Source organism: Variovorax sp. 160MFSha2.1, assembly GCF_048305075.1.
GTDB lineage: Bacteria > Pseudomonadota > Gammaproteobacteria > Burkholderiales > Burkholderiaceae_C > Variovorax > Variovorax guangxiensis.
Genome location: NZ_CP157624.1, coordinates 5,778,212 through 5,799,102, shown reverse-complemented (window position 1 = coordinate 5,799,102; position 20,891 = coordinate 5,778,212). Strand labels below are relative to the sequence as shown.

Genomic DNA, 20,891 nt, shown 5'->3' with positions numbered 1-20,891 from the left:
GCCTGCGATGCATGTTCCGGGTCATCGATGTCGGGTCGGTCAGCGGGAGAAGCCGGGCACGGGCGTGTCGATCGCGCCGCCCAGGAAGTACGAGCGCCACACCGCGCCGTCGCGCTGCTCGGCGGTGCCGGGCAGGTAGGGAGTGAGGTCGGTGCCGCGCGCGATGGGCTTGACCAGGTGCGGGGTGACCAGGATCACCAGTTCCTTCTCCTTCATCTGGTAGTTGTTCTTGCTGAAGAAGGTGCCGAGGATCGGCAGATCGCCCAGCAGGGGCACCTTGTCGGCGTTGGAGGTGGTGGTGCGGCTGACGAGGCCGCCGATGATGAAGCTCTCGCCGTCGCCCAGCTCCACCGTGGTGTCGGCGCGGCGGGTGGTGATGGCGGGCACGGCGACGCCGTTGAGGCTCAGGGAATTGGTGTAGTCGAGGTCGCTGGCTTCAGGTGCCACCTTCAGCACGATGCGCTCGTTCGAGAGCACCGTGGGCGTGAGCGTGAGGCCAATGCCGAAGGGCTTGTATTCGATGCTGGTGGTGCCCAGGCCCTGCGGCACCGGAATTGGCAACTCGCCGCCGGCCAGGAAGCTCGCGCTCTGTCCCGACAGCGCCACCAGCGTGGGCTCGGCCAGAACGCGCGCCATGCCGTTGCCTTCGAGGAAGCCGACGTTCAGGCCGATGCCGGCCTTGCTGAAATTGAAGAGCAAGCTGAAGGCCTGTGCCATCGGGTTGTTGTATTCGCCGCTGATCTGTCCGTCGGACGCGAAGGTCGCGGATTTCAGTGAGGATGGCGAGAACACGCCGAAGCTGAAACCGCTGGAGTTGGGCCGCGTGCTGAAGATGTTCAGGCCGGCCTGCTTGAGCACGCTGCGATTGAACTCCACCACCTTTACTTCGACCTGGACGGTGCTGCTGCGCACGTTCACGATCGAGCGGTCGACAAGCTCGGCCTTGTCGGCGGCGCTCGCCAAGGCTGTGTCGCGTGCCTGCTGGTGGGCTGCCATGCTGTCCATAGAGCCGGCAAGAGTGGCAGTGCGGCGCCGTACTTCGATGACGTAGCTGGTCGCTGCCGCGCTGCCCTTTTCCCAGACCATCAGCGAGGTACGGCCCGCGGCCTTGCCGGTCACGATCAGCCGTGCCGCGGGCGAACTCTGCGTCTTGCGCGTGATGGTGACGCCGGCCACCGCCTCGTCGCCGATGGCCATGCGGTCGATGCCCTTGTCGATCACCAACTCCTGCTGGGTTCCCGCGCTCAGCACGATGGGACGTTGCGGTTGTGTGCGCGCCGGCTGCGCGTCGGCGGCAACCGTTACCGGGGACCAGACGGCTTGTGTCATCGCGCACAGGGCAATCAGGGACGGGCGCAGCAGCCGCGAGGAAGTGTTCATGAGGCTGCGAGTGGCACGTGTCGACTGCTCGCGAGGCGTGGTGTGCATGTGTTGTTTTCCTGGATGGCGGATTCCGGCTGGCTGCCTGCTCAGTAGCTCACGGTCTCGCTGCGTTCGCCGCGAAAGACTTCGACCTGAAGCCCGCTTCGCGCGGGACCGCCCGCGCGCGGGGCACCGTTGGGGGCGGCGCGCACTTCGATGGCTTGCGGGCGGACACCCGGGCCCTTGCCGCCGGTGACGAGGTCTGCGGCGGTCAGGCCGGCCTGGGCGCGGTCGAGTCCTTCGAGAGGTGTGCGGCGCGGCTCGCCTGCCTTGGAAACGGACGGCTGCAGGGCGGTGGGCAACTCGGCGAAGAGCTTCGGATCGGGCTCCGACATGTCGGTCGGGTTGCGCAGGGCGAGCATCAGGCGGCCGCTGGCGTCGCCGATGGTCAGGCGGTTCACTTCGTCGACAGGCACGGCGAGAACGGCAGTGCGGGCCTGTTCGTTGCGCTGGGCCTGCTGTGCGGCTGCCTTGTCCGGCGACTTGGATTGCAGACCGTCGACGGAGGCGCTGCCGAAAGCCAGCACGCGCTTGCGTGCGAGCAGCAGTCGTGCCTGGCTGCGATCCACGTCCTTGCCGTCCGACTTGAGCGTGATGAAAACATCCACGAAGTCACCGGGCTGGATCTTGTTGCCTACGCCCATGACCTCGTCGGCCTTGACCGCCACGGCACGCTCGCCTTCGTTGATGCGCAGCGCGAGGCCGGAGACCAACTGGTTCTCCATCACCGGCGTACCTTCGGCGAGGTCGAGCACCGGAACTCGGCCCGTCGCAACGTTCACGTCTTGGAAGGCGCCAACGGGATTGATCGTCAGCCGTTCCACGCGTAGCGCATCCGCGGGAATCGCCAGGCCGGCAGGCAGGAGCTTGGACGCCACCACGACGGGGTATGTAAGCGCCTGCTGGGTCTTGGCGGGAACGTTCGCCGGGTTGGCGGCTGTCGTCACTGGCACGGGCGCCTGCCGGCTCAGCATCCATGCATAGACGCCCAGCGCGATGGCCAGGAGTACCAGGATGGCTGCGATGATTTTGGAGAGATTGATCATGTGCGGCGGGCTGGAGGGTGAGGGCAAGCGATCATGAAAAATGGGAAATGAATGGCCTGCGGCGACAGAGGCGTATGGCTGCTAACTCTGTCGTCCCCAGAACATCCAGGCCACCGTGGCCAGTGCGAGGTAGGCCCCGTAAGGGATGAAGCGAGCCCGGCTTGGCGATCTGCCGCCAGCGGAGGGGGAGGGCGGGCCCGAAAGGATCAGGGCAAGCCGTGGGAAGAGGGGCCAGCGCTGCAGGGCGAGCCAGAGGGCTCCGTGCAATCCTGCGAACAGACTGGCGATGATCCAGATCGGCACCAAGGCGGACATGCCGACCCAAAGTCCGAGAGCACCAGCGAATTTCACGTCGCCTGCTCCCATGAGCCCCATTGCGTAGAAGAGCAAGAGGAAACCGAAGCCTGATGCGGCGCCTGCGAGTGCTGCTTTCCAGCCGATGCCGAAAGGCTGCGCCCCGAGGCCGAGGATTGCCAGAGCCAGGACAACTCCGGACAGGACCAGCCAGTTGGGAACACGGCGCTTTCGGAAGTCATATACGGCAACACAGAGCAGCCAGAACAAGCAGGTCAATGCCGGCACTTGTTTTTACTTGACGGTAGTCTTCAACTCACTGGTAATGTCCGTGAAGACCTTGGCCAGTCGGGCACCTAGACCATCTTCTCCTGCCAAAACTCCAACGATGGCAACGGAAATAAGCCCCGCAATAATTCCATATTCAATTGCGGTCGCGCCTTCTTCATCGCGCAAAAAACGAGCAATAGAGCTAAGCATGATTTCCCCTTTCAGGAAGTGTTAACAAAGGCTTGCGAGGTGGATGTTATACAGCGTAACTCCGTGTATCAACAAGGCAAACCCGCAAGACTTTCGTCAGAGTGTGCTAGCCGAAAGGGGTAAAGCAGGATAGCGGCCAGCCTCTCGCCAGCCCGAGCCAGGAGTGGCCTGGTCAGCTGGTTAACGATTAGGAAACGAATTTTTCCCTCTGTAGGCCACATGGCGCCTCCCATGAAGGGGGGATGTGGCGTAACGCCTCGGGGAACGCTCGGAGCGGGGGTGTTACGGGAACAAACCCGTTACGCGTTACGTAGCATGGGGCTCGGAGCCCCAGATGTAACGGTCAAAAAAGGCCCAACTCGTGAGCAAAAAGTCACGAGTTTGAGGGGGTCGCCCCTTCGGCGGGAGGGTTTCGGGCCGGGCTTCAGCCCAGGATTTCTTCGTGGAAGAGCTTCCAGTCGGTACCCTGGCGTAACCAGTACTGGCGACGGGAACGTCCGCTCTTCTCGCCTTCGAACACTTCGCCGAAGGTAACGACCATGGTGTCGTCGCCGTCCTTCCAGTGAAGGTACGACATGTCCTTGAGTTGGACGCGCTTGCCCTGCGCATATTTCACTTCGTCGTCGACGACTGAAATTCCCTCATTGGATTTCTTGCTGCTGCGCTGGAAATCGGGCAAATAGAATTTCTTCAATTGCGCTTCATTTCCGCTGGCGCGGGCGTCTTTCCAGCCGTTGATAGCACTTGTAATTGACTGGGATTCTTTTTCTGCCTGCGGTTGCGAAATCCATTGCAGGCTGCGCGCGGTCACCACCGGGGTGGCGCCGATTTGCACTTTTCGCAATAGCTGCCTGAGGTCGGGGTTTGCCATGACCACGCAGCCGTCGCTCGCCAGCGGCGCCCGGGCGAACTGCTGCGGCGGCGTGCCGTGCAGCCAGATGCCGCCGCCGGTCTTGCCGCGCCGCACGTCGTACGGGTTGGGGTAGTTGATGGGCAGGGCACCCGCGCCGTAAAAGTCCTTCAGCGACTTCGGATCGAGGCTGCTGGTGATGTAGTACACGCCCAGCGGCGTGCGCGCATCGCCTTCGGTGACCTTGTCGGTGCCGGCCTTGCCGACCGAGATGTAGTAGTCGGCCGTGAGCTTCAGGCCCTTGTCCGAGTTCTCGAACAGGTACAGCCGCGAGCGCGATGCGTCCACGGCGATGGCGTAGCGGCTGCGGGTGGACAGCGCCAGGAACTGCGAGGGCACGGTGTTGGCCGGCGGGCGGTCGCGCAGGGCCTGCAGGCGGCGCTTCGATTCCTCGTGCAGTTCGGCCATGGCCGGGTTGCCGCGCATCTTCGCGATGCTGGCGGTGTCGGGCAGCGAGTTCGACGGCGGCAGCTGCGCCGCGAGCAGGTCGCCGTAGACGAGCTGCGCGAGCTGGAAGTTCGGATAGTCGCGCACCAGGTCGCGCGCCTTGGCCAGCGCGGGGCGGGTCTGGCCGCGGCCGAACATTTCGTAGACCGCGATCAGGCGGGCTTCGGCGTTGCTGGCTTCCTGGATGGCGCCTGCGGGCGCAGGCTTGCGCGTGGTCCTGGCGGCGGTCGCCGAAGTCGCGGCCGCTGCAACAACGGCGGTACCGGCCTTCCTGCTTTTGGCGCTGCGGGCTTCCTTCGCTTCCTTGGCGGAAGAGGGGCGTCCGGCCGCACCGGCACGCGCCGTGGACCGTGCATTGGCAGCCGGGCCCTTCGCCCTGGTTTTTTCCTTGTGGACGCTGCCGCTTGTCTTGGCCGTCTTGCCGGCGGCGTTCGAAGCCAGCGCGGCACCGGGCGCCGCGAACATCAGTGCGGAAACGGCGGCAAGCGCCGCGAGCAGTTGCTGCCCGCTGCGCAGACGAAAAAGGGGATGCTGAAGCCGGCCCTGCCGGACGATGTCTGCCACTAGCCGCCGACGCTTTCCTTGCGAATGTGCCATTGATTGCCCGAGCGCTGCATCTCCAGCGTCTTGCGGCTCGAAACATTGAGGTTGTCCGCGCGGTAGATCTGGCGGAACCTGGCCGTCGCGTTCTGGCCGTCGACCTTGATCGCGAGGTTCTCGATGTTCACGCTGATGCTCGACTTGCCGACGATGCGCGCGCGGCGGTCTTCTTCCCAGTTCTTGCGGCTCTGGCCGCCGGCGGGCGTGAAGTCGGGGCCGTAGGCCGCAAGGTAGCGGTCCATGTCCTGGCTGGCCCAGGCCGAGGCCCAGGCGCGCACGGCCGATTCGACTTCGGCATTGGCGGTCGCGCTGGCAGCCGGTGCCGGGGCGGGCGCGGGAGCCGGCGCTGTTTCCGGCGGCTTGGGTGCGGCGGCCACCGGTGCGGGAGCGGCCGCGACCTTGGCGGGCGGCGGAGCGACAGGTGCCGGAGCCGGCGCAGGCGCTGCCTTTGCAACCGGGGCCGGCGCGGGCGCGGCGGCGATCAGCGCGGTCGGCTTGGCGCCGGGCGGCGTCGGCGTGAAGAGTGTACGGATCACCGCCAGCTTGGGCTGCACGGCCGTGTTGTTCTGGTCGAGCTGCAGCGCCTTGCTGTAGGCCTGGCTCGCGAGCCGGGCGTACACGTCGCCGAGGTTCTCCTGGGCGGTGGCGTAGCTGGGGTTGGTGCGGATCGCGCTTTCCAGCGCGGCGCGGGCCTTGTCGAACTGGTTCTGGCTCGCGTAGATCACCGCGAGGTTGTTGTAGGGCTCGGGCAGTTCGGGCGCGTCGAGCGTGAGTTGCGTGAAGGCGGCGATGGCTTCGTTGCGCTTGCCGGTGTCGAGCTGGATCACGCCCTTGAGGAAGCGCATCTGCGGATCGCGCGGCTTGTCCTTCAGGTAGGCCTCGGCCTTCGCCATGGCCTCGTCGAGCTTGCCGGCCTGCATGAGCTTGTCGACTTCCTCATGCTCGATGGCGGCCAGCGCCGGAAGGGCGGCGCCACAGGTGGCCGCGGCCAGGAGCAGGGCGCGCACGGTGGGGGAGAAGCTGAAACGGGCGCGTGGCCTGGGGCTCTTGGGCATTGCGGACAAGACCTCGTAGGGGTGGGTGATGCGGCAGGGATTGTAAGTGGGGCGGGTAACCCCCCGATACAGGGATGACGGGGCTTTCGCGGCCTTTAGGCTTGCCCGCAACGCCGCCCGAAGCCCCCGCGCCGGGCAGCCCCGCAGTACAGTGCCGCCGTGGACCGCCTCCAAAGCATTGAAACTTTCGTTCGTGTCGCGCAGACCCAGAGCTTCGCCGAAGCCGCAAGGCAGCTGCGGGTGGCCAATTCGGTCGTCACCACGCGGGTCAAGCAGCTCGAGGAGTTCCTCGGCGCGCCGCTCTTCCATCGCAGCACGCGCGTGGTGCGGCTCAGCGACATGGGCCAGGCCTTCCTGCGCGACTGCACCGAGCTGGTGGCCCGCGCCGACAGCATCGTCGACCAGATGCGCGATGCGCGCGGTACGCCTTCTGGCACGCTGCGCGTGCATGCGCTGACCGGCATGGTGCTGGGACGCTTCGCCTCGCTGCTGCGCGAGTTCCAGTCGACTTACCCCGACATCCACCTCGAGCTGATCGTGAGCGACGCGGTGGCCGACCCGGTAAAGGCGGGTGTCGACTGCGCGCTGCAGATCTTTCCCGCGGCCTCGCAGGAGTTGGTGGCCAGGCCGCTCTTCCCTGTGCGGCGGGTGCTGTGCGCCACGCCGGCGTACCTGAAGGCGCACGGCACGCCTGCCACGCCGCGCGAACTGCACCGCCACAAGCTCGGCCTCTATTCGGGCTACCCCACGCGCGACCGCTGGACCTTCCACCACGGCGGCGAGCAGACCACCATCTACCTCGCCGCGGCGCTTCTGACCAACAGCGTGCACCTGCTGCGCGAATATGCGCTGGAGCATGCGGGCATCGTCTGCCTGCCCACGCTGGTGGCGGGTGACGCCATCGCGCGCGGCGAACTCAGCGTGGTGCTGGCCGAGCACCAGCTGTCGTCGTTCTCGCTGAGCGCGGTGTATGCCGGCACCTCGCGCAATGCGCTGAAGCTGCGCCTTTTCATCGAGCACATCGCCACCCGGTTCACGCGCGTTCCTCCGTGGGATGCGACGTTGATCGAGCGTGGCCTCATCCCGTCGGAGCTCATCGAGTTCAGCCGCACCAGCGGATGAGGTGAGCACTCCCCCAGGCTCCGCGCACTTCGTGTCGCTTCGCCAACCCCCTCGCCGGGGGCGACGCCGGCGGCCCGGCGGAGCCGGTTCCGCGGCGTCCTGCGAACGAGCCTCGTGGGTTGCTCCCGAGCGCAGGTCCGACAGGGGGTAAACCCCAGCGATTATTCGGAAGCTCCGAATAATCCTCTTCCAAACTGGTCCCTACCGGTGCCGCCGCATGGCTCCTAGAGTTCGCTCACCCAAGGAGACAAGCCATGACAGCCGCCAAATCCACCGCCACCTACAAGACCCGCTTCGGATCCCTCAAGCACTTCGAGAAGGGCCACGTCGAACCCATCGACGACGACGTGCGCCACTACGCCTTTTCCAACTGCTTCGAGATCGCGAGCCTCAGCAAGCCGTACGAGAAGGTCGTGTTCGGCCAGAACCAGATCTACGTGCTGGAGACGCTGCGCGCCGAAGGCGCCTCGCCCTGGTACACCTGCGCGCACGACGAGTTCGCGCTGGTGATGGACGGCGACGTCGAGGTGCACCTGGTGCAGCTCGACGAGAGCCAGGCGGTGGCCGACAAGGACAAGAACGGCGCCGTGCTCGTGAAGGGCGAGCCCAGGGGAAAGAAGATGGGCTGGATGAAGCTCTCGCGCGGCCACCAGGGGCTGCTGCCGAAGAACACCGCCTACCAGTTCCGCAATGCCGGCGAGCCGGGCGTGATCGTGCTGCAGAGCTGCAAGGGCGATCTCTCGATCGAGAAGTGGGCCGACATCTGCCAAGCACATTGACTCGCCCCCAGGCTTCGCGCACTTCGTGTCGCTACGCCAACCCCCTACCGGGGGCAACACCTGCGGCCCGGCAAAGCCGGTTCCGCGGTGTTCCACGAAGGATGCAGGCCACCTGTTCAGACCAGACAAGGAAAACACCATGAACGCACCCGCAGAACTCGCCAAGGTGATCGCGTCGCAGCCCGACGCCACGCTCGGCTACAAGGACTTCTCGCTCGGCAGCTTCAGCTTCCGCCGCGACGAGTATTTCGTGCACATCGGCTGGAAGACCCGCGACGGCCGACCCATGAGCCACACCATGGACGCCGGCAGCTACCTGCGCGCGCTGATGCGCGACGTGGCCTGGGGCTTTTTCTACGGCTGGGTCAACTTCGACGACGTGTTCGGCACCGTCAATCACTACGAGTCGGTCGACCTGTACGCCGGCAGCTTCAACGGCACCATGAAGGAAGCGGGCATCGACCTGCTGGAGAACTTCCCGACCGCGCAGATCCGCGCCACCTTCGAGGCGATGCTCGACGACTGGACCAACGAGAGCTTCGATCCCTTCGCCGCGCCGCAGGAAACCGGCTCGCCCTACGGCCGCAAGAGCGGCAACAACACCGCCAAGATCACCAGGGCGCGCGAGCTCGCCAAGCGCTGCGTGGGCCTGAAGGGCGACCTCGACCTGCGCAGCGACGAGCGCGGCGCGCCGGTCAACCGCGCCTTTGCCGACGTGCCGCAGGGCCAGCCCGAGCTGCACCCCGAGCCCGGCTTCGAGAACGAGGTGCACGCCTTCAATCTCTTCGGCTTCCTGAGCCGCTCGCAGGTCACCTGGAACCCGAGCTTCACCTCGGTGGTGAAGCACAGCTACATGTGCCCGACCACCGAGGAGCACATCCTGCCGATCATCCACGGCAACGACCGCGTCGAGTGGTTCTTCCAGATGACCGACGAGATCCACTGGGACTGCGGCGACAAGAACACCGGCAGGCCCATGGCCCGCGTGATCATGAAGGCCGGCGACATGGCCGCCATGCCCGCCTACTGCCGCCACCAGGGCTTCAGCCCCAAGCGCTCGATGCTGCTGGTGTGGGAGAACGGCTCGCCCAGCCTGGTCTACGAGATCCAGAAGGGCGAGTCGCCGGAGATTCCGGTCCAGTTCTGAATGGCCCCCTCTCCCGCGAGCGGGAGAGGGCTGGGGTGAGGGTCGCCGCTGCGCCCTGAACGCCCCCTCACCCAGACCCTCTCCCCAAGGGGAGAGGGAGGAATGCAAAGACATGAAGCCCAATGACATCGCCGCTTCGGCAGGCCTGCGCACGCCCATCCGCCGCCAGCTCTTCATCGACGGCCGCTTCGTCGACGCCGAGTCCGGCGAGACCCTTGCCACGCTGAACCCGCACGACAACACGCCCATCGTCGAGGTGGCACTCGCCGGCAAGGCCGACGTCGACAAGGCCGTGGCCGCCGCAAAGCGCGCCTTTCCCAAGTGGAGCCGCATGGCCGCCGCCGACCGCGGCCGCATCCTGCTGAAGCTGGCCGACCTCATCGAGGCCAATGCCGAAGAACTCGCGCGCCTCGAATCGCTGGACACCGGCCACCCGATCCGCGATTCGCGCCGCCTCGACGTGCCGCGCACCGCCGCGTGCTTCCGCTACTTCGGCGGCATGGCCGACAAGTTCCAGGGCGAGACCATCCCGGTGGAAGAGGGTTTCCTCAACTACACGCTGCGCGAGCCCGTCGGCATCGTCGGCCAGGTGGTGCCGTGGAACTTCCCGCTGATGTTCACCAGCTGGAAGATGGCGCCCGCGCTCGCGGCCGGCAACTGCATCGTGATGAAGCCGGCGGAGATCACGCCGCTGAGCTCGCTGCGCATCGCCGAGCTGATGGCCGAGGCCGGCCTGCCGCCCGGCGTGGTCAACATGCTGCCGGGGCTGGGCAGCGTGGCGGGCCAGTACATCGCCGAGCATCCGGAGATCGCGAAGATCGCCTTCACGGGCAGCACAGCCACCGGCCGGCGCATCGTGCAGGCCAGCGCCGGCAATCTGAAGAAGGTGCAGCTGGAACTCGGCGGCAAGGGGCCGAACATCGTCTTCGAGGACGCGAACCTGCAGGCGGCGGTCAACGGCAGCGCATGGGCCATCTTCCACAACCAGGGGCAGGCCTGCATCGCGGGCTCGCGGCTGATGCTGCACGAGAAGATCGCCGACGAATTCCTCGCGCAGTTCATTCCGCTCGCCAAGTCGATCCGCCTGGGCAACCCGCTGGACGACGCGACGGAGATGGGCCCGCTCACCAGCGCGCAGCACCGCGAGCGCGTGCTGAGCTATGTCGACGTGGCGCTGGGCGAAGGCGGTGAGTTGCTGGCGGGCGGCAGGTCGCCCGGAGGCGACCTGGCCAAAGGCTGCTACGTGGAACCCACCGTGATGCGAGCGAAGTCGTACAAGGACCGCGTTGCGCAGGAAGAAGTCTTCGGCCCGTTCGTCACCGTGCTCACTTTCAAGTCGGACGAGGAGGCGATGCAGATCGCCAACGGCACCGACTACGGCCTGGGCAGCGGCCTGTGGACTCGCGACCTGCAGCGCGCCCACAAGGTCGCGCGCGACCTGCATGCCGGCATGGTCTGGATCAACAGCTACAAGCGCGTGAACCCCGGCTCGCCCTTCGGCGGCGTCGGCCAGAGCGGCTACGGCCGCGAGATGGGGTTCGACGCGATGCGCGAATACACGCAGGTCAAGAGCGTGTGGGTGAACGTCGACGCGCGGATACCGCCGCACTTCGCGCGCTGACCCCTGAACCGGCGGCAAGAAGAACACGACAGAAGAAACGGAGACAGCCATGACATTCAATCGCAGACAGTTCACGCAGGCCACGGCCGCGCTGGTGGCGTCGGGCGCGGCACCGCTGGTGTTCGCGGCCGACACGCTGAAGATCGGCTACGTGTCGCCGCAGACCGGACCGCTCGCGCCTTTCGGCGAGGCCGACAAGTGGGTCATCGACCAGATGAAGACGGCGTTCAAGGACGGCATCAGCGTCGGCGGAAAGAAGTACGCGGTGCAGATCGTGCTGAAGGACAGCCAGTCGAACCCCAACCGCGCGGGCGAGGTGGCGAACGACCTGATCCTGAAGGACAAGGTCGCGCTGGTGCTCACGGCCGGCACGCCCGAGACCGCCAATCCGGTGAGCGACGCCTGCGAACTCAACGAGGTGCCCTGCATCTCCAGCGTGGTGCCGTGGCAGCCGTGGTTCTTCGGCCGCAAGGGCGACCCGGCGAAAGGCTTCAACTGGACGTACCACATGTTCTGGGGCCTGGAGGACGTCATCGCCAATTTCACCAACGGCTGGATGACGCTCGCCACCAACAAGAAGGTGGGCGGCCTGTTCCCGAACGACGGCGACGGCAACGCCTGGGGCGACAAGGAGCTGGGCTTTCCCAAGCCGCTCTCGCAGATGGGTTTCACGCTCACCGACCCGGGCCGCTTCCAGAACGGCACGCAGGACTTCAGCGCGCAGATCGCGGCCTTCAAGAAGGAGGGCGTGGAGATCGTCACGGGCGTGGTGATCCCGCCCGACGCCAAGACCTTCCTCACGCAGGCGCGGCAGCAGGGCTTCAAGCCCAAGGTCATCACGCTGGGCAAGGCGCTGCTGTTCCCCGGCGCGATCGAGGCGCTGGGCGATCTGGGCGACGGCCTCTCGACCGAGGTGTGGTGGAGCCCTTCGCACCCGTTCACCTCGAGCCTCACGCAGCAGAGCGCGAAGGCGCTGGCCGAGGCCTACGAGGCCGGCACGAAGAAGCAGTGGACCCAGCCCATCGGCTTCGCGCACGCGCTCTTCGAAGTCGCGGCGAATGCGCTGGGCCGTGCGAAGTCGCTGAAGGCTTCGGACGTGCGCGACGCGGTGGCATCGACTGCGATCAACTCGGTGGTCGGGCCGGTGAAGTGGGGCGGGCAGGGGCCGTTCAAGAATGTCAGCAAGACGCCGCTGGTGCTCGGCCAGTGGGGCAAGGGCAGCAAGTACAAGGTGGAGCTGACCATCGTGAACAACGAGGCGGCGACCAGCATTCCCACCGGCGGCAAGCTGCGGCCGCTGTGAACCCGGGAACGCCATGACGCTGCTGGCACTGCATGCCGTGAGCAAGTCCTACGGCGCGCTCAAGGTCACCGACGACATCACGCTCGCGGTGGCCGAGGGCGAGACGCTGGGCATCCTCGGGCCGAACGGCGCGGGCAAGACCACGCTGTTCAACCTGATCTCGGGCGACGTGCGCGTGGACGCCGGGCGCGTGGAATACGCCGGCCGCGACGTGACGCGGCTGAAGCCGCACCAGCGCTGCCATGCCGGCATCGGCCGCAGCTACCAGGTGCCGCAGCCCTTCGGCAACATGAGCGTGTTCGAGAACCTCGTGACCGCCGCCTGCTTCGGCGGGCAGCAGACCGAGCGCGAGGCCTGGGGCACTGCGCACGAGGTGCTGGAACAGACGGGCCTGATGGCGCATGCGAACAAGCCGGCGGGCGGCCTGACCCTGCTCGACCGCAAGCGGCTGGAGCTGGCGCGCGCGCTGGCGACGCGGCCCAAGCTGCTGCTGCTCGATGAGATCGCGGGCGGCCTCACGGAGCCCGAGGCCGCGGTGCTGGTCGGCGAGCTCAAGCGCATCAAGGCGCGCGGCGTGACGATGATCTGGATCGAGCATGTCGTGCATGCGCTGCTGTCGCTGGCGGACCGGTTGTTCGTCATCAACTTCGGGCAGAAGCTGGCGGAGGGGGCGCCGCGAGCGGTGATGGGCGATCCGGAGGTGAGGCGGGTCTACATGGGGATGGAAGCATGAGCGCAATCGCCTGTCTTCGGACTTGTTCCCTCTCCCGCATGCGGGAGAGGGTTAGGGTGAGGGTGGCGGCGTTCGATGCATCGCGTGCCTTGCCATTGCCGCCGGCCCTCACCCCAACCCTCTCCCGCCAGCGGGAGAGGGAGCAAACACCGCGGGAGCAAAGACCATGAACACGCTGCTCACGACCCACGCCCTCAAGGCCTTCTACGGCGACGCCCAGGCCCTCTTCGGCATCGACTTTGCCCTGGAGCGCGGCGAGCTCGTCGCCATCATCGGCGCCAACGGCGCGGGCAAGTCGACCTTCCTCAAAAGCCTCACGGGCCTGGTGCGCGCGCCGCGTGATGCGATCCGCTTCAAGGGCGAGCCCATCGGCGGCCTGCCGCCGGGCGACATCGTGCGCCGCGGGCTCGCCATGGTTCCCGAGGGCCGAAGGCTCTTTCCGAGCCTCAGCGTCGAGGAGAACCTGCTGATGGGTGCCACGCCATCGCGCAAGGGGCCGTGGAACCTGCAGCGGCTGTACGCGCTCTTTCCCATCCTCGCCGAGAAGCGCAACCAGCCGGGCACTTCGCTTTCGGGCGGGCAGCAGCAGATGGTCGCGCTCGGCCGCGCGCTGATGAGCAACCCCGAGGTGCTGCTGTGCGACGAACTCTCGCTGGGCCTCGCGCCCATCGTCATCCGCGAGATCTATGCAGCGATGCCGGCCATCACCGCGGAAGGCATGACCGTCGTCATCGTCGAGCAGGACGTGACCATGGCGCGGCAGGTCTCGCAGCGCGTCTACTGCTTCCAGGAAGGGCGCGTGTCGCTCGAAGGCCGTTCCGCCGACCTCACGCGCGAGCAGATCTCGCAGGCCTACTTCGGCATCGCGGAGGCGGCCCATGCTTGAGACCCTCGTCCAGGGCGCGCTGCTCGGCGGCCTCTACACGCTCTTCGCGCTGGGGCAGTCGCTGATGTTCGGCGTGATGCGGCTCACCAACACGGCGCAGGGCGACTTCATCATCCTCGGCGCGTTCGCGGTGATCGCGGGCATGTCGCTGACGGGCGGCGAGGCGCCGTGGCTGGTCGCGCTTGCGGTGCTGCCGGTGGCCTTCGGCTTCGGCTACGTGCTGCAGCGCTTCGTGCTCAACGGCACCCTCGGCAAGGATCCGCTGCCCTCGCTGGTCGTGACCTTCGGCCTGTCGATCGTGATCCAGAACCTGCTGCTCGAGCTGTTCTCGGCCGATCCGCGCGCCATCGAGACCGGCGGGCTCAGCACGCAGGGCATCGCGCTGGGCGAGGCGATGTCGGTGGGCGTGCTGCCGCTCGTCGTGCTGGCCGTGGCGCTGACCGCGACGGGCGCGCTGCAATGGCTCTTCGCGCGCACGGCGCTGGGGCGTTCGTTCCGCGCGGTGTCGGACGACCGCGAGATCGCGGAGCTCATGGGGCTGAACGCGAAGAAGGTCTACGCACTCGCGACCGCCATCGCCTTCGTGCTCATCGCCATCGCCGGAGTACTGCAGGGCATGCGCACGACGGTGTCGCCTTCGGACGGGCCGCTGCTGCTGCTCTTCGCCTTCGAGGCGGTGATCATCGGCGGCATGGGCTCCTTCTGGGGCACGCTGGCGGGCGCGATGATCCTGGGCATCACGCAGCAGATCGGCTTCAGGCTCGACCCGGGCTGGGGCATCTGGTTCGGGCACATCGTGTTCCTCGCCGTGCTGGTGCTGCGGCCGCAGGGACTCTTTCCAAGGACGCGCGGATGACGAACATGCCTCCTCCCATCGTCGCGGTCGAACGTGCGACGGCCGCGAGCCGCGCGGCGCTGATCGCCGGCATCGCCATCGTTCTCGTCGCGGCCAGCCTGCCCTTGTGGGGCGAGTCGAGCTGGATGCGCGAGTTCGTCGAGATCGCCTGCTACTTCATCTTCGCGATGATGTGGAACCTGCTCGCCGGCTACGGCGGCATGGTGAGCATCGGGCAGCAGGCCTTCTTCGGCTTCGGCGGCTACGTGATGCTGATGCTGGGCAATTTCGCGGGCGTGAATCCCTTCGTGGCGATCCCGCTGGGGGCGCTGGCGGCGGGGTTGGTGGCGGTGCCGGTGTCCTTCGTCGCGTTCCGGCTCTCGGGCGGCTACTTCGCCATCGGCACCTGGGTCATCGCGGAGGTGTTCAGGCTGAGCTTCGCCAACGCGTCGGCGGTGGGCGGCGGCTCGGGCACCACGCTGACCGCGCTGCGCGGCATCGACAAGGCGATGCGCGAGAGCACGACCTACTGGATGGCGCTGGCCTGCGTGGTCGCGGCGGTTGCGCTGGTGTACCTGTTCCTGCGCAGCAAGCGCGGGCTGGCGCTGCTGGCGATACGCGACAACGAAGTGGCCGCGGAGTCGCAGGGCATACCTGTGGCGCGCATGAAGCTCGCGGTGTACGTGGTCGCGGCCTTCGGCGCGGGGCTCGCGGGCGCGCTGTACTTCGTGGGCAACCTGCGCATCAGCCCTGATGCGGCATTCAGCGTCAACTGGACGGCCTTCGCCATCTTCATGGTGGTGATCGGCGGCATCGGGCGCATCGAGGGGCCGCTGGTGGGGGCGCTCATCTTCTGGGCGCTGAACAAGTTCCTGAGCGACTACGGCACCTGGTACCTGCTGGGGCTCGGGCTGCTCGCGATCCTCGTCACGCTGTTCTTCAAGCAGGGGCTGTGGGGATATGCGCAGCAGCGCTGGGGCTGGTCGCTGTTCCCCACGCAGCGAAAACTGCTTGGCACATCGGCGGTGCGCTAGTACTTTCCTACACGAGAGACCCTGACGGGAAGGCACTTCGGACTTGCGAAAAACATCGTCGTCCTGTAACGTTGTGTAAACACAATGTAAGCGCGTTCCCGTTCTTCTCACTCTCCTGGAGTCATCTTGACGATCACCAAACGCCGCCTGCTCGAAGGCGGCGCGGCAGCCATTGCCGCTTCGCTGCTTGCGAAGACTTCGTGGGCTCAGCAGCAACGCAACAACAGCGCCGGCGAGGCTTCCTGGCCGACCAAGCCCCTTCACATCCTCGTGGGCTTTCCCGCTGGCGCATCGCCCGACCTCGCGGCGCGCGCCATCGCGGAGCCGCTGTCGAAGATCCTGCGCCAGCCGGTGATCGTCGAGAACAAGCCCGGCGCCAGCGGCAACACCGTGGCCGACCAGGTGGCGAAGGCCACCGACGATCACACCGTCGGAGCGCTCATCAACGGCAACCTGACCATCGCGAAGCTGCTCAACCCCGCGCTGACCTTCGACCCCGAGAAAGACTTCGCGCCGGTCGGCCTGATCGGCACCGCGCCGCTGGTGCTGGCGGTGTCGGGCAGCGCCACGGGCAAGACATCGGCCGAGCAACTGCTGTGGGTGCGCAACCTCGGCAGCGGCGGCAAGTACGGCACGCCGGGCGTGGGCACGGTGGGCCACCTGGGCATGGAGCTCATCAAGAGCCGCGCGGCCATCACCGCGCAGCACAAGCCCTACACCGGCAATCCGCAGGTCATCGCGGGGCTGCTGGCCAACGAGATCCAGCTGGCGCTGCTGCCGCCGGGCCTCGCGCTGCCGCACATCAAATCGGGAAAGATCAAGGCCATCGGCGTGACCTCGCCCGAGCGCAGCCCGCTGGCGGGCGAACTGCCCACCATCCGCGACGCCGACGTGCGCGGCGCCGACCTGGAAATCTGGACCGCGCTGGCCGCGCCCGCGAGCATGAAGCCCGCGGCAGTCGCCAAGCTCAACGCAGCGCTGGTCGAAGTCATCAGCTCGCCCGACGTGAGCCAGGCGCTGCTGAAGACCGGCTGGCAGGCCCAGCCCGGTTCGCCCGACACGCTGGCCAAGCGCATGCGCGCCGACACCACGCGCCTGGGCGGCGTGATCATCATGAAGGGCATCCACTCGGAGGGCTGATGCCCTCCGGATTCCACACCGGGCTCGTCTTCAGGTCTTCGACGCGGCGCGCTTGAACAGCGGCTGCTCGAAGCGGATCGTGATGATCTCGGTGTCGTCCGGCTTGCCGGGCACGCGGCCGTCCTCGGTCGGGAAGTTGGTGTCGATGGCGACGGCGAGCGTGTAGTCGTCCACCACCTCGACGCTCTCGACCGAGTCGAAGGGCATGCTGAACTTGCCGTTCGCGACGTTGGCCAGCGGGCCGCCGATGTCGTCCGGGTCGGAGATGTTCAGCAGGTCGACCAGCAGCGTCTTCTTCAGCACGCCGTCGGCGTCCTTCACGTCGAGGTCGACCATGTAGAGGCGCTTGACCACGGCCTTCGAGCCGTAGAGGCTGTCGCGTTCGATCAGTACGAACCTGTTGCCGCCGATGTTGGTCATGTCGCCGATGACGATCTGGTTGTCCTTGGCGGGGCCGTCCTTCCTGTAGACCGGGTTCTTGCCGGTGTAGAGCATCGAGGCGGGATCGAACTCGAAGAAGTTCAGGTAACGCTCGTCATCGGCCACCGGGCGCAGCGCGGCCAGCGAAGGCGCTGCCTCGGGCACCGCGTAGAGGCGGGTCTTGTCGGCGTTGAAGGCCAGGCTCTCGAAGCCCCGGCTCGAAAGCGAAGTCACCGTGGCGCCTTCGTTCATCACCAGCGGGTTGGACGGGCTGCGCAGGAAGGGATGCGGCACCGGGTCGCCCATCAGCGTGCCGTCCTTGTCGAAGTGCAGGATGTAGGGGCCGAATTCCTCGCCCACGAAGTATGTGCCGTCCTTCGCGCGGGCGATCGACTCCACGTCGAGATCGAAGCCCGTCAGCAGGCGGCCGCTGACGATGCGCGGATCCACCGGCTTGCCGCTGTCGACAAGGTTGTTGCCCGAGACCGTCTGGTAGTTGGCGAAGTCGGCGGTGATCTTCAGGTCGACGCCCTTGCCGTCCTTCAGGAAGCCCTTGGAATCGTTGAAGGCGACGTGGCTGTTGACTTTCACGGTGCCGGGCACCGTCGTGCCGTTGGATGCGGTGCGGAAGTCGATGCTGACGTTGTAGAAGCCGACCACGAAGTCGCCGGAGTTGCTCTTGCTGCCGTAGCCGTTGTCGGGCATGGCGGTCCAGGTGCCGTCGTCGTTCTTCAGCAGTGCCGAGAAGCCCGGAAGCGGCTGGCCGTCGACGAAGGGCGGCGTTACGCCGAGCGCGGCGGTGATGAACTGGCCGGTGGTCGGGCCGGGCTGGCGGAACGACGCGGGCAGCGAGGCCCAGCCGGTGAGCTTGTGCGGCAGTCCCGCGGAAGGATCCGGTGACGGCTGGGGAGCGGGCGCAGGAGCCGGGGCGGGTGCCGGAGCAGGCGAAGGAGCCGGCGTACCCGCCACTGGCGGAAGGACGATGCCGTTTCCGTTGCCGCCGCCCCCGCATGCGGCGAGGACTGCGGATGCAACGGCCGCGATTGCAATATGGCGCGGCAGGCTGAGCGAGATGAAGCGACTGGACACGATTGGATCCTCCGGTGTTGTTGTGAGGGGTGCAATCTAGGAAGCCGATGTGACCTGTCCGTGAATGTCCTTTCGCCTTTCGTCCTTCGCTGTTTACCTTTCGCTTTCATTCAGTGCGGATCGGCCGCGATCAGAGCATCCGCGAGACCCGGTCCGCCGCTTCGCGCAGCGCGGGAAGCATGGTCTCCTGCATCGCCTTCGCGCTGGTGCGGTTCGCCTGGCCGCTGATGTTGAGTGCGGCCACCATGCGGCCCTGCCTGTCGACCACGGGTGCGGCCACCGAGATGAGGCCTTCCTCGAGTTCCTGGTTCACCAGGCACCACTGCTGCTTGCGCGCCTGCGCGACCTTGGCCATGAGCGCGTCGATGTCGGTCAGCGTGTGCTTGGTCAGCGCCTCGATGTTCGAGGCCTCGAGCCGCGCGCGCACCTCGTCGTCGTCGAGGTCGGCCAGCAGCAGCCGGCCCAGCGAGGTGCAGTAGGCCGGCAGGCGCGAGCCCACGCCCAGGTTGATGTGCATGATCTTCTTGGTCGGCACGCGCAGCACGTAGACGATGTCCGTCGCGTCGAGCACGGCGGCCGAGCACGACTCCTGCACCTGCTGCACCAGCGCTTCCATCACCGGCTCGGCACGGTTCCAGATCGGCATCGAGGACAGATACGCGAAGCCCAGGTCGAGGATGCGCGGCGTGAGCGTGAAGAGCTTGCCGTCGGTCACCACGTAGCCCAGCGTCTGCAGCGTGAGCAGGATGCGCCGCGCGCCCGCGCGCGTCAGCCCGCTGCCGGCGGCCACCTCGCTGAGCGTCTGGTGCGGTGCATTGGCGCTGAACGAGCGGATCACCTGCAGGCCCCGCGCGAAGGACTGCACGTAGCTGTCGCCGGGGGCCGGTGTTTCGGGTTGTGACGGGTGGGTTGCCATGGTTCGTCTTCCTCTCTAGAATTCATTATACGAACAAATGTTCTTTAGACGAACAAATCGGCAATTCGCAGAATCGGCTGGAGCGTTCAGGCAGGTTCTTTTCTTCGTTCTCTTTCTTCACTCCCGGAGACAGGCTTCATGATCAACAAGATCGCGCGCTCGGTCGCCGATGCCTTGGCTGGCATCCCCGACGGCGCCACGGTTCTCATCGGCGGTTTCGGCACCGCCGGCATTCCCAACGAACTCATCGAGGGCCTCGTCGAGCAGGGCGCCAAGGACCTCACCGTCGTCAACAACAACGCGGGCAACGGCGAGACCGGCCTCGCGGCGCTGCTCAAGGCCGGCCGCGTGCGCAAGATCATCTGCAGCTTCCCGCGCCAGGCCGACAGCCAGGTGTTCGACGGGCTCTACCGCAGCGGCAAGATCGAGCTCGAACTCGTGCCCCAGGGCAACCTTGCCGAGCGCATCCGCGCCGCCGGCGCCGGCATCGGCGCCTTCTTCTGCCCCACTGGCTACGGCACGCAGCTGGCGGGCAACCGCGAGACCCGCGAGATCGACGGCAAGCAGTACGTGCTCGAGTACCCCATCCACGGCGACGTGGCGCTCATCAAGGCCGAGCGCGGCGACCGCTGGGGCAACCTGATCTACCGCAAGGCGGCGCGCAACTTCGGCCCGGTGATGGCCATGGCCGCGAAGAAGACCATCGCCACCGTGCACGACGTCGCCGAGCTCGGCACCCTCGACCCCGAAACCATCGTCACCCCGGGAATCTTCGTGCACCAGGTGGTGCGCATCGAACGCGTCGCCACCCAGGCCGGCGGCTTCAAGAAGGCAGCATGACCATGAGCACGAACTACACCCGCCGCACCAAGGACCAGCTCGCCGCCCGCGTGGCGCAGGACATCTTCGACGGCGCCGTCGTCAACCTGGGCATCGGCCAGCCCACGCTGGTGGCCAACCACCTGCCCAAGGGCCGCGAAGTCATCCTGCAGAGCGAGAACGGCATCCTCGGCATGGGCCCCGCGCCCGAGGCCGGCGAGGAAGACTACGACCTCATCAACGCCGGCAAGCAGCCCGTCACGCTGCTGCCGGGCGGCTCCTTCTTCCACCACTCCGACAGCTTCGCGATGATGCGCGGCGGCCACCTCGACATCTGCGTGCTCGGCGCGTTCCAGGTGTCGGCCACCGGCGACCTCGCCAACTGGCACACCGGCGAGAAGGACGCCATTCCCGCCGTCGGCGGCGCGATGGACCTCGCCATCGGCGCCAAGCAGACCTGGGTCATGATGGACCTGCTCACCAAGCAGGGCGTGAGCAAGCTGGTGAAGGAATGCACCTATCCGCTGACCGGCATCGGCTGCGTCAAGCGCGTCTACTCCGACCTCGCCACGCTCGAATGCACCCCGCAGGGCCTGAAGCTCGTCGACCTGGTCGACGGCCTGAGCCGCGAGGAGCTCGAGAAGCTCGTGGGTCTGCCCATCGCCGCTTAAGGCGGACAGCCGAACGCAGAAGGAAGACAAAAACTACGCAGAAGTCGCAGAGAAGACCATGAAAGCCTTTTATGGTTTTCCTTCTGCGACCTTCGCGTAACCTTCGCGCCCTCTGCGTTCGG

At 66.7% G+C, this 20,891-nt stretch carries 20 protein-coding genes; 12 read left to right on the top strand and 8 right to left on the bottom strand.

Annotation, left to right across the window (positions count from 1 at the left end; all coding sequences use genetic code 11):
• Positions 1-39 precede the first annotated feature (39 nt).
• From ABL838_RS26745 to ABL838_RS26720, 6 genes are all read right to left on the bottom strand, one after another.
• Positions 40-1,428, bottom strand: coding sequence for a type II and III secretion system protein family protein (locus ABL838_RS26745; protein ID WP_418122719.1), 1,389 nt, complete (start codon positions 1,426-1,428; stop codon positions 40-42).
• A gap of 41 nt (positions 1,429-1,469) precedes the next feature.
• Entirely contained in the window at positions 1,470-2,468 is a 999-nt protein-coding gene (gene cpaB / locus ABL838_RS26740) for a Flp pilus assembly protein CpaB (protein ID WP_418122718.1), read from the bottom strand.
• 81 nt (positions 2,469-2,549) lie between these two features.
• A complete protein-coding gene (locus ABL838_RS26735) occupies positions 2,550-3,032 on the bottom strand; it encodes an A24 family peptidase (protein ID WP_418122716.1) in 483 nt (160 codons plus the stop codon).
• 24 nt (positions 3,033-3,056) lie between these two features.
• On the bottom strand, positions 3,057-3,242 hold the full coding sequence (locus ABL838_RS26730; RefSeq protein WP_418122714.1) for a Flp family type IVb pilin: 186 nt from the start codon (positions 3,240-3,242) through the stop codon (positions 3,057-3,059).
• Positions 3,243-3,666: 424 nt separating this feature from the next.
• Positions 3,667-5,196: a L,D-transpeptidase family protein gene (locus tag ABL838_RS26725; RefSeq protein WP_418122713.1), complete on the bottom strand. Its 1,530-nt coding sequence runs from the start codon at positions 5,194-5,196 to the stop codon at positions 3,667-3,669.
• Positions 5,163-6,254: a tetratricopeptide repeat protein gene (locus ABL838_RS26720; protein WP_418122711.1), complete on the bottom strand. Its 1,092-nt coding sequence runs from the start codon at positions 6,252-6,254 to the stop codon at positions 5,163-5,165. Before ABL838_RS26720 ends, ABL838_RS26725 begins: the two co-directional genes overlap by 34 nt.
• Positions 6,255-6,413: 159 nt before the next feature.
• Here ABL838_RS26720 and ABL838_RS26715 point away from each other — a divergent pair, with 159 nt between their 5' ends.
• The 10 genes from ABL838_RS26715 (at position 6,414) to ABL838_RS26670 (ending at position 16,854) form a co-directional block, all read left to right on the top strand.
• Positions 6,414-7,376 carry a LysR family transcriptional regulator gene (locus tag ABL838_RS26715; RefSeq protein WP_126023550.1) on the top strand — a complete coding sequence of 321 codons (963 nt, stop codon included), beginning with the start codon at positions 6,414-6,416 and terminating at the stop codon, positions 7,374-7,376.
• A gap of 254 nt (positions 7,377-7,630) precedes the next feature.
• Positions 7,631-8,155, top strand: a complete 525-nt coding sequence (locus ABL838_RS26710; RefSeq protein ID WP_369660832.1) for a hydroxyquinol 1,2-dioxygenase — start codon at positions 7,631-7,633, stop codon at positions 8,153-8,155.
• Positions 8,156-8,294: 139 nt separating this feature from the next.
• Positions 8,295-9,302 (top strand): hydroxyquinol 1,2-dioxygenase, encoded by a 1,008-nt coding sequence (locus ABL838_RS26705; RefSeq protein WP_418122709.1) that lies wholly within the window; start codon positions 8,295-8,297, stop codon positions 9,300-9,302.
• Positions 9,303-9,459: 157 nt separating this feature from the next.
• A complete protein-coding gene (locus tag ABL838_RS26700) occupies positions 9,460-10,923 on the top strand; it encodes an aldehyde dehydrogenase family protein (protein WP_418125916.1) in 1,464 nt (487 codons plus the stop codon).
• Between the two features lie 49 nt (positions 10,924-10,972).
• A complete protein-coding gene (locus tag ABL838_RS26695) occupies positions 10,973-12,226 on the top strand; it encodes an ABC transporter substrate-binding protein (RefSeq protein ID WP_418122707.1) in 1,254 nt (417 codons plus the stop codon).
• A 13-nt stretch (positions 12,227-12,239) separates the two neighbouring features.
• Positions 12,240-12,959: an ABC transporter ATP-binding protein gene (locus ABL838_RS26690; RefSeq protein WP_126023546.1), complete on the top strand. Its 720-nt coding sequence runs from the start codon at positions 12,240-12,242 to the stop codon at positions 12,957-12,959.
• A 166-nt stretch (positions 12,960-13,125) separates the two neighbouring features.
• On the top strand, positions 13,126-13,845 hold the full coding sequence (locus tag ABL838_RS26685; RefSeq protein ID WP_418122705.1) for an ABC transporter ATP-binding protein: 720 nt from the start codon (positions 13,126-13,128) through the stop codon (positions 13,843-13,845).
• On the top strand, positions 13,838-14,701 hold the full coding sequence (locus ABL838_RS26680) for a branched-chain amino acid ABC transporter permease (RefSeq protein WP_418122704.1): 864 nt from the start codon (positions 13,838-13,840) through the stop codon (positions 14,699-14,701). The genes ABL838_RS26685 and ABL838_RS26680 overlap by 8 nt, the downstream gene beginning before the upstream one ends.
• Positions 14,698-15,714: a branched-chain amino acid ABC transporter permease gene (locus ABL838_RS26675; RefSeq protein WP_126025631.1), complete on the top strand. Its 1,017-nt coding sequence runs from the start codon at positions 14,698-14,700 to the stop codon at positions 15,712-15,714. Before ABL838_RS26680 ends, ABL838_RS26675 begins: the two co-directional genes overlap by 4 nt.
• A 126-nt stretch (positions 15,715-15,840) precedes the next feature.
• Positions 15,841-16,854, top strand: coding sequence for a Bug family tripartite tricarboxylate transporter substrate binding protein (locus ABL838_RS26670; protein WP_126025630.1), 1,014 nt, complete (start codon positions 15,841-15,843; stop codon positions 16,852-16,854).
• Positions 16,855-16,884: 30 nt separating this feature from the next.
• Here the strand turns inward: ABL838_RS26670 and ABL838_RS26665 are convergent, their stop codons facing one another.
• Positions 16,885-18,363 carry an esterase-like activity of phytase family protein gene (locus tag ABL838_RS26665; RefSeq protein WP_418122702.1) on the bottom strand — a complete coding sequence of 493 codons (1,479 nt, stop codon included), beginning with the start codon at positions 18,361-18,363 and terminating at the stop codon, positions 16,885-16,887.
• 130 nt (positions 18,364-18,493) lie between these two features.
• Entirely contained in the window at positions 18,494-19,279 is a 786-nt protein-coding gene (locus ABL838_RS26660; RefSeq protein WP_126025628.1) for an IclR family transcriptional regulator domain-containing protein, read from the bottom strand.
• 138 nt (positions 19,280-19,417) lie between these two features.
• Between ABL838_RS26660 and ABL838_RS26655 the strand changes: the two genes are divergently transcribed.
• Both ABL838_RS26655 and ABL838_RS26650 read left to right on the top strand, forming a co-directional pair.
• On the top strand, positions 19,418-20,119 hold the full coding sequence (locus tag ABL838_RS26655) for a 3-oxoacid CoA-transferase subunit A (RefSeq protein WP_418122701.1): 702 nt from the start codon (positions 19,418-19,420) through the stop codon (positions 20,117-20,119).
• On the top strand, positions 20,116-20,769 hold the full coding sequence (locus ABL838_RS26650; RefSeq protein WP_126025627.1) for a 3-oxoacid CoA-transferase subunit B: 654 nt from the start codon (positions 20,116-20,118) through the stop codon (positions 20,767-20,769). The genes ABL838_RS26655 and ABL838_RS26650 overlap by 4 nt, the downstream gene beginning before the upstream one ends.
• Positions 20,770-20,891 lie beyond the last annotated feature (122 nt).

Excerpts from the sequence above, each read along its gene's own strand:
- ABL838_RS26725 (WP_418122713.1), bottom strand. The coding sequence starts at position 5,196 with ATGGCACATTCGCAAGGAAAGCGTCGGCGGCTAGTGGCAGACATCGTC.
- ABL838_RS26720 (WP_418122711.1), bottom strand. The coding sequence starts at position 6,254 with ATGCCCAAGAGCCCCAGGCCACGCGCCCGTTTCAGCTTCTCCCCCACC.
- ABL838_RS26650 (WP_126025627.1), top strand. The coding sequence starts at position 20,116 with ATGACCATGAGCACGAACTACACCCGCCGCACCAAGGACCAGCTCGCC.
- ABL838_RS26690 (WP_126023546.1), top strand. The coding sequence starts at position 12,240 with ATGACGCTGCTGGCACTGCATGCCGTGAGCAAGTCCTACGGCGCGCTC.
- ABL838_RS26710 (WP_369660832.1), top strand. The coding sequence starts at position 7,631 with ATGACAGCCGCCAAATCCACCGCCACCTACAAGACCCGCTTCGGATCC.
- ABL838_RS26655 (WP_418122701.1), top strand. The coding sequence starts at position 19,418 with ATGATCAACAAGATCGCGCGCTCGGTCGCCGATGCCTTGGCTGGCATC.
- ABL838_RS26705 (WP_418122709.1), top strand. The coding sequence starts at position 8,295 with ATGAACGCACCCGCAGAACTCGCCAAGGTGATCGCGTCGCAGCCCGAC.
- ABL838_RS26695 (WP_418122707.1), top strand. The coding sequence starts at position 10,973 with ATGACATTCAATCGCAGACAGTTCACGCAGGCCACGGCCGCGCTGGTG.
- ABL838_RS26745 (WP_418122719.1), bottom strand. The coding sequence starts at position 1,428 with ATGCACACCACGCCTCGCGAGCAGTCGACACGTGCCACTCGCAGCCTC.
- ABL838_RS26660 (WP_126025628.1), bottom strand. The coding sequence starts at position 19,279 with ATGGCAACCCACCCGTCACAACCCGAAACACCGGCCCCCGGCGACAGC.
- ABL838_RS26675 (WP_126025631.1), top strand. The coding sequence starts at position 14,698 with ATGACGAACATGCCTCCTCCCATCGTCGCGGTCGAACGTGCGACGGCC.
- ABL838_RS26685 (WP_418122705.1), top strand. The coding sequence starts at position 13,126 with ATGAACACGCTGCTCACGACCCACGCCCTCAAGGCCTTCTACGGCGAC.
- cpaB (WP_418122718.1), bottom strand. The coding sequence starts at position 2,468 with ATGATCAATCTCTCCAAAATCATCGCAGCCATCCTGGTACTCCTGGCC.
- ABL838_RS26680 (WP_418122704.1), top strand. The coding sequence starts at position 13,838 with ATGCTTGAGACCCTCGTCCAGGGCGCGCTGCTCGGCGGCCTCTACACG.
- ABL838_RS26730 (WP_418122714.1), bottom strand. The coding sequence starts at position 3,242 with ATGCTTAGCTCTATTGCTCGTTTTTTGCGCGATGAAGAAGGCGCGACC.